The sequence below is a fragment of the Streptomyces sp. NPDC060209 genome (assembly GCF_042728155.1).
Taxonomy (GTDB): domain Bacteria; phylum Actinomycetota; class Actinomycetes; order Streptomycetales; family Streptomycetaceae; genus Streptomyces.
In genome coordinates this window covers 1-6,418 of the sequence record NZ_JBHWZS010000415.1, presented here as the reverse complement: position 1 = coordinate 6,418, position 6,418 = coordinate 1, and the positions used below count along the sequence as shown (strand labels likewise).

7 protein-coding genes are annotated in these 6,418 nt (G+C 68.8%); 4 read left to right on the top strand and 3 right to left on the bottom strand.

What is annotated here, in order from left to right; genetic code table 11:
• Positions 1-16 precede the first annotated feature (16 nt).
• The gene (locus ACFWFI_RS39940; protein WP_387400409.1) at positions 17-1,549 is read right to left on the bottom strand and encodes a S8 family peptidase; all 1,533 of its coding nucleotides are present in this window, start codon (positions 1,547-1,549) and stop codon (positions 17-19) included.
• 309 nt (positions 1,550-1,858) lie between these two features.
• Here ACFWFI_RS39940 and ACFWFI_RS39935 point away from each other — a divergent pair, with 309 nt between their 5' ends.
• The 3 genes from ACFWFI_RS39935 (at position 1,859) to moaA (ending at position 5,018) form a co-directional block, all read left to right on the top strand.
• A complete protein-coding gene (locus tag ACFWFI_RS39935) occupies positions 1,859-2,227 on the top strand; it encodes a DUF485 domain-containing protein (protein WP_387400411.1) in 369 nt (122 codons plus the stop codon).
• On the top strand, positions 2,224-3,861 hold the full coding sequence (locus ACFWFI_RS39930) for a solute symporter family protein (protein ID WP_387400407.1): 1,638 nt from the start codon (positions 2,224-2,226) through the stop codon (positions 3,859-3,861). Before ACFWFI_RS39935 ends, ACFWFI_RS39930 begins: the two co-directional genes overlap by 4 nt.
• A 167-nt stretch (positions 3,862-4,028) precedes the next feature.
• A complete protein-coding gene (gene moaA / locus ACFWFI_RS39925; protein ID WP_387400405.1) occupies positions 4,029-5,018 on the top strand; it encodes a GTP 3',8-cyclase MoaA in 990 nt (329 codons plus the stop codon).
• Here the strand turns inward: moaA and ACFWFI_RS39920 are convergent.
• Both ACFWFI_RS39920 and ACFWFI_RS39915 read right to left on the bottom strand, forming a co-directional pair.
• The gene (locus ACFWFI_RS39920) at positions 5,001-5,249 is read right to left on the bottom strand and encodes a hypothetical protein (RefSeq protein WP_387400403.1); all 249 of its coding nucleotides are present in this window, start codon (positions 5,247-5,249) and stop codon (positions 5,001-5,003) included. The two genes, moaA and ACFWFI_RS39920, sit on opposite strands and share 18 nt — an antisense overlap.
• A gap of 230 nt (positions 5,250-5,479) precedes the next feature.
• Complete coding sequence (locus ACFWFI_RS39915) at positions 5,480-5,854, bottom strand: DUF3099 domain-containing protein (RefSeq protein WP_387400401.1); 375 nt, start codon at positions 5,852-5,854, stop codon at positions 5,480-5,482.
• 213 nt (positions 5,855-6,067) lie between these two features.
• Between ACFWFI_RS39915 and ACFWFI_RS39910 the strand changes: the two genes are divergently transcribed.
• Positions 6,068-6,352 (top strand): GlsB/YeaQ/YmgE family stress response membrane protein, encoded by a 285-nt coding sequence (locus tag ACFWFI_RS39910; RefSeq protein WP_387400399.1) that lies wholly within the window; start codon positions 6,068-6,070, stop codon positions 6,350-6,352.
• The last annotated feature ends 66 nt before the right edge of the window (positions 6,353-6,418 follow it).

Below are 6,418 nucleotides of genomic sequence, written 5' to 3'. Positions count from 1 at the left end.
GCCCCTCCCTCATGCCCTACTTGCGGACCGCGTCCAGCGCGTCCACGACACCGGCTCCGTAGAAGCCGTTGTACTGCGTGCCGCCCTCGCAGACCGCGTCGACGGTGCCGTCACCGTTGATGTCGTACGGCGCGCCGCACGCGGTGGCGTCGGCCTGGTGCGTCAGCAGCGCCTTCACCACGGCCGCCGAGGCGTGCGGGTGGGTCGACTTGATCAGGGCCGCGACACCCGCGACGTGCGGCGACGCCATCGACGTACCGGCCTTGTAGCCGAAGCCGCCACCGGGCAGCGTCGAGAGGATCAGACCGTTGTCGGCGGGCGCGTCCGGCGCCTGGTAGCGCGTCGAGTCGCCACCCGGGGCAGCGACGTCGATGACCCCGAGACCGTAGTTCGAGTAGGAGGACTTGAGGTTCTTCGCACCGGTCGCGGAGACCGTCACGACACCCGGAAGCATGGTCGGGATGTCCGGGCAGGCGCTCGGGTCGACCGTGCGGGTGACCGTCGTCGTGTCGTTGGGGCTCGTCGAGTCCTCGATGGCGTCGAGGGCCAGGTCGTGGTCGGAGTTGCCGGCCGCGGCGACGTTGACGACGCCCTTGCCCTCCGCGTAACGGGTGGCGCGGGTGACCGCCTCGACCAGGGCGCCCTGGTCAGGGTCGTTCTTGCAGTTGAACAGCCACGGGTCGGTGTAATAGCTGTTGTTCGTCACATCGACGCCGTGCTCGGCGGCCCAGACGAAGCCGCAGACGACGGCCTCGGTGTAGAAGAAGCCGGCCGGCGTGGACACCTTGATGCCGGAGACCTTCACACCGGGCGCGACGCCGGTGACGCCGGTGCCGTTCTTCGCCGCGGCTATGGTGCCCGCGACGTGCGTGCCGTGGTCGCTCTCACCGGCCGCGGGCCGCCAGGCGCCGTCCGTGGTGTCGGGGGCGCCGGACACACAGTTGACCGAGGCCTTGCGGTCGAAGTTCGGGGCGAGGTCCGGGTGGGTGTCGTCCACACCCGTGTCGATGACGGCGACCGTGACCTTGCTGCTGCCGAGCGACTTCTTGTGCGCCTTGTCCGCCTTGATGGCCGGCAGGTCCCACTGCAGGGGCTCCAGCGGGTCCTGGCCCGCCACCGCGTCCGCCGACGCCGCCCGCGCCTGCGCGGCGGTGAGGGGCTGCTCGACCCCGATGTCCTTCGTGGCCTGCGGAACGATCGGGTTGGTGCGCGTGGCGCCCGCCGACTGGACGCCCTTGGCCTTGCGGATCGTCGCGCCGAAGTCCGGGTTCTGCGAGTGGACGACGATGACGCCGATCTTGTCGTACGACGTCACGACGGTTCCGCCGGCCGCGGATATCGCCTTCCGCACCTGCTTGACGGTGCCGTGACCCGCCCGCGTGTTCACGACGTACGACAGCTTGGGGCCGTCCGCGGGAACCGCCGCCGCCGGCTCGTCCGCGGGTGCCGCGGCCGCGGTCCCCGTCGGGAGGAAGCCGAGCGAGGCCGTGAGCGCGAGTCCGACGGGCAGCGTGAGTACGCGAGTCCGTCTGGATGCCAGATGAGCCATGGGTTCTCCACATCATCCGTGCCGTGGGACCGGACACAGGTGTGTCCGGTCCGGTACATGACCTGTGAAGTTATCGCTGATCTTCCCGGCGCATCAATGAATACGGGCAAGTGAGTTCGAGGTGTGACCTGTGGGAGTCGCGTACACGGGGGCCGGCCCGAGAAGACCGAACCTGCGGTGAACCGCTTCGCCGCGCTCTCCGTGCCGTTGCACAGGGAGTCGTGCGCCAGCCCCGCTACCCGACAACGCAGAGGACTCCCCGTGAAATCCACCGTCCCCACCACCGCACCCGCGTCGCGAGGAGAATCCGTGGTCACCGAAGCACCGCCGCCGCCCCAGAGTCCTGAGGACGGCAGTCCCGTCCAGCCCACGACCGAGGCGTTCCTCGAGGCGCAGAACAGCGCGGAGTTCGCCGAACTCCGCCGCTCCCACCGTTCCTTCGCCTTTCCGCTGACCGTCGGATTCATTGCCTGGTATCTGCTGTACGTGCTGCTGTCCAGCTATGCCGACGGCTTCATGAGCAAGATCGTCTTTGCGAACTTCAACGTTGCCTTCGTGTTCGGCCTCGCCCAGTTCGCCACCACGTTCCTCATCGCCTGGTTCTACTCGCGTCACGCCACGAGCACGCTCGACCCGCAGGCGGCGGCCATCAAGTCCCGTCTGGAGGCCGACGCATGAGCGCCGCGTACGAATCGCATGCCGTGATCCAGCTCGCCGCGTCGTCGACGACCGAACACCGGCCGCTGATCATCACCCTCTTCGCGGTCTTCGTCGCGGCGACCCTGGGCATCACCGTCTGGGCCGGCCGGCAGACCAAGAGCGCGTCGGACTTCTACGCGGGCGGACGGCAGTTCACCGCCTTCCAGAACGGCCTCGCCGTCTCCGGCGACTACATGTCGGCGGCGTCCTTCCTCGGCATCGCCGGCGCCATCGCGCTCTTCGGCTACGACGGCTTCCTCTACTCCATCGGCTTCCTCGTCGCCTGGCTCGTCGCCCTGCTGCTCGTCGCCGAACCGCTGCGCAACTCGGGCCGCTACACCATGGGCGACGTCCTCGCCTACCGGATGCGGCAGAGGCCGGTACGCACCGCCGCGGGCGTCTCCACCATCGTCGTGTCGATCTTCTACCTGCTGGCCCAGATGGCGGGCGCGGGCGTCCTCGTCTCGCTGCTGCTCGGCATCACCAGCGACGCGGGCAAGATCCTCATCGTCGCGCTGGTCGGCCTGCTGATGATCGTCTACGTCACCATCGGCGGCATGAAGGGCACCACCTGGGTGCAGATGGTCAAGGCCGTGCTGCTCATCGCGGGCGCCCTGCTGATGACCCTGATGGTGCTGTGGAAGTTCGACTTCAACATCTCCGACCTGCTCGGGACCGCCGCGGAGAAGAGCGGCCACGGCGCCGCGTTCCTGGAGCCCGGCCTCAAGTACGGCGCCACCGACGTGTCGAAGCTGGACTTCATCTCGCTCGGTATCGCGCTCGTCCTCGGCACCGCCGGACTCCCGCACATCCTGATCCGCTTCTACACCGTCCCGACCGCCAAGGCCGCCCGTAAGTCCGTGAACTGGGCCATCGGCATCATCGGCGCCTTCTACCTGATGACGATCGCCCTCGGCTTCGGCGCCGCGGCGCTCATCGGGCCCGAGGAGATCAAGGCGAAGAACCCGGCGGGCAACGCCGCGGCACCCCAGCTCGCCGAGTACCTCGGCGGCGTCGGCACCACGGGGGGCGCCGTCATGCTCGCCGTCATCTCCGCCGTCGCCTTCGCCACGATCCTCGCCGTCGTCGCGGGCCTCACCCTCGCCTCCTCGTCCTCCTTCGCCCACGACATCTACGCCAACGTCATCCGCAAGGGGCAGGCCACCGAGAAGGAGGAGATGAGCGCGGCCCGCTGGGCCACCGTCGCCATCGGCGTCGTCTCGATCGCACTCGGTGCGATGGCCCGCGACCTGAACGTCGCAGGACTCGTGGCCCTGGCGTTCGCCGTCGCCGCGTCGGCCAACCTGCCGACCATCCTCTACAGCCTCTTCTGGAAGCGCTTCACCACCCAGGGCGCCCTCTGGTCGATCTACGGCGGTCTCGCCTCGTCCGTCGTCCTGGTGCTGTTCTCCCCCGTCGTCTCGGGGAAGGCCAGCTCGATGTTCCCGGACGTGGACTTCGCCTGGTTCCCCCTGGAGAACCCGGGCCTCATCTCCATCCCGCTGGGCTTCCTGCTCGGCTGGGTCGGATCGGTCCTCTCCAAGGAGGAGCCGGACAAGGGCAAGTACGCCGAGCTCGAGGTCAAGTCCCTCACCGGCACCGGAGCCCACTGATCCGGCCTCCGCACCTGCCACGCCTTGACGGGGCCCCGTCGTAGAGACCTACGACGGGGCCCCGTCGTACCTCGTGTCAACCGAGCCCCCCGCGATGTCACAGGCCTCGCGTAGTCTCGGAGGAGTCAGAACCGCAACCGCGGACATCACCGGGGGAGGGGGCCACAGTGCTCATCGACACCTACGGCCGGGTCGCCACCGACCTGCGTGTCTCACTGACCGACAAGTGCAATCTCCGCTGCACCTACTGCATGCCCGAAGAAGGCCTGCAGTGGCTCTCCAAGTCCGACCTGCTCAGCGACGACGAGATCGTCCGGCTCATCCGCATCGCCGTCACCGGTCTCGGCATCACCGAGGTCCGTTTCACCGGCGGCGAGCCGCTGCTGCGTCCCGGTCTCGTCTCCATCGTCGAGCGGTGCGCCTCCCTGGAGCCCCGCCCCAGGATGTCGCTCACCACCAACGGCATCGGGCTCAAGCGCACAGCCGCCGCGCTGAAGGCGGCAGGCCTGGACCGGGTCAACGTGTCCCTGGACACCCTTCGCCCCGACGTCTTCAAGACGCTCACCCGCCGTGACCGGCACAAGGATGTACTCGAAGGACTCCAGGCCGCCCGCGAAGCAGGACTCACCCCGGTCAAGGTCAACTCCGTCCTCATGCCCGGGCTCAACGAGGACGAGGCTCCCGAGCTGCTCGCCTGGGCCGTGGAGAACGACTACGAGCTCCGCTTCATCGAACAGATGCCGCTCGACGCCCAGCACGGATGGAAGCGCGACGGGATGATCACAGCAGGTGACATCCTCGCCTCGCTGCGCACGCGCTTCACTCTCACCGAGGAAGGCGACGAGGAGCGCGGATCCGCCCCCGCGGAGCGCTGGACCGTGGACGGCGGCCAGCACCGCGTGGGCGTCATCGCCTCCGTGACCAGGCCCTTCTGCCGGGCCTGCGACCGCACCCGGCTCACCGCCGACGGACAGGTCCGCACCTGTCTCTTCGCCCGCGAGGAGACGGACCTGCGCGGCGCCCTGCGCTCCGACGCGCCGGACGAGGAGATCGCCAGGATCTGGAAGCTCGCGATGTGGGGCAAGAAGGCGGGCTCCGGACTCGACGACCCGGCCTTCCTGCAGCCCGACCGCCCGATGTCAGCGATCGGCGGCTGAGGAATCCCACTCGGCCAGCGGCACGACATCCTTGAGGAAGCCGCGCACACCGAGGAACGAGGAGAGATGCTCCCGGTGCTCGTCGCAGGCCAGCCAGGTCTTGCGGCGCTCCGGGGTGTGCAGCTTCGGGTTGTTCCAGGCGAGCACCCATACGGCATCGGTGCGGCAGCCCTTGGCGGAACAGGCCGGTGCGCCGGTGGCGCTCTCGGCGGAAGTGTCGGGGAAGTTCACGACCTCAACCCTAAGCGCTCCCGCCCGAGGCCTCTGCGACGCATCCCCGCCGGAGAATGGCGACGCCGAGCAGCCACGGGGGGAGCTGCCCGGCGTCGGTCCGTCGCTCCGACGGGGGATGCGGAGCGCTCACGAAGTATGGCACGGGGCCCGGGGTCCGGTGCACCGGAACGTCATGATTGATCTGAGCTTTTCTTGAGCTTTTCCTGTGCTTCGCGGAGCGCTCCGGCTCAGTCCGTCGGGCGCGGACCGGTCGCCTGGCCGCCGGGACCGGGCTCCGTGACGGGCTCCGCGGGACCGGCCGCAGGGGCCGCGCCGAGAGCGGGCCGCACCGGCGCGGGCACGAATGTCGAGGGAAGCGAAGGAGCGTTCTCGCGACCGGCGTTGGCGATGACGACCGAGACATAGGGGAGCAGAACGCCCAACGCGAGCGCCACCACGGCCACATGCCTCTCGACGTTCCACAGTGTCGCGGCCAGCACCACGGAGACGGTGCGCACGGACATCGAGATGATGTAGCGCCGCTGCCTGCCGCGCACGTCGTCGGCAAGGCCCTGCCGGGCACCCGTGATCCGGAAGACCTCCGTGCCGCTCTGCTTCCGCATCGTGATTCCACCACCAGATCTCTGTGCCGGACTTCCCCGGACGGCGCCGCTCCTACGGTACGCCCGGCGTCCGCAGCATTCGAGACCGGGGCGAGTCGCGCCGGCACGGGTTCGAACCGTAGTTCCCCGTACGGACCTGTCCGGCATGCGGCGTACGTCCGGCGAGCCGAGACTGGGTGAACGTGCGCACACCGCGCCGCACGAGGAGGCGATATGAGCTGGTTGTGGGCAATCATCGTAGGGCTGGTGCTGGGTGTGATCGCCCGGGCGATCCTGCCGGGGAAGCAGGACATCCCCCTCTGGCTGACGGTGGTGTTCGGCATCCTCGGCAGCATCCTCGGCAACGCCGTCGCGACCTGGATCGGTGTCAACGACACCAAGGGGATCGACTGGATCCGTCATGTGCTGCAGCTGATCGGTGCCGTGGCGGTCGTCGGTGTCGGTGACATGGTCTGGCAGTCCATCCGGGGCAACAAGGGCAAGAGCCAGAGAACCTGATCAGGGTGTGACACAGCACAGCACAGCACAGCACAGCACCGCGGCCGGCCACGCATGACGCGTGAC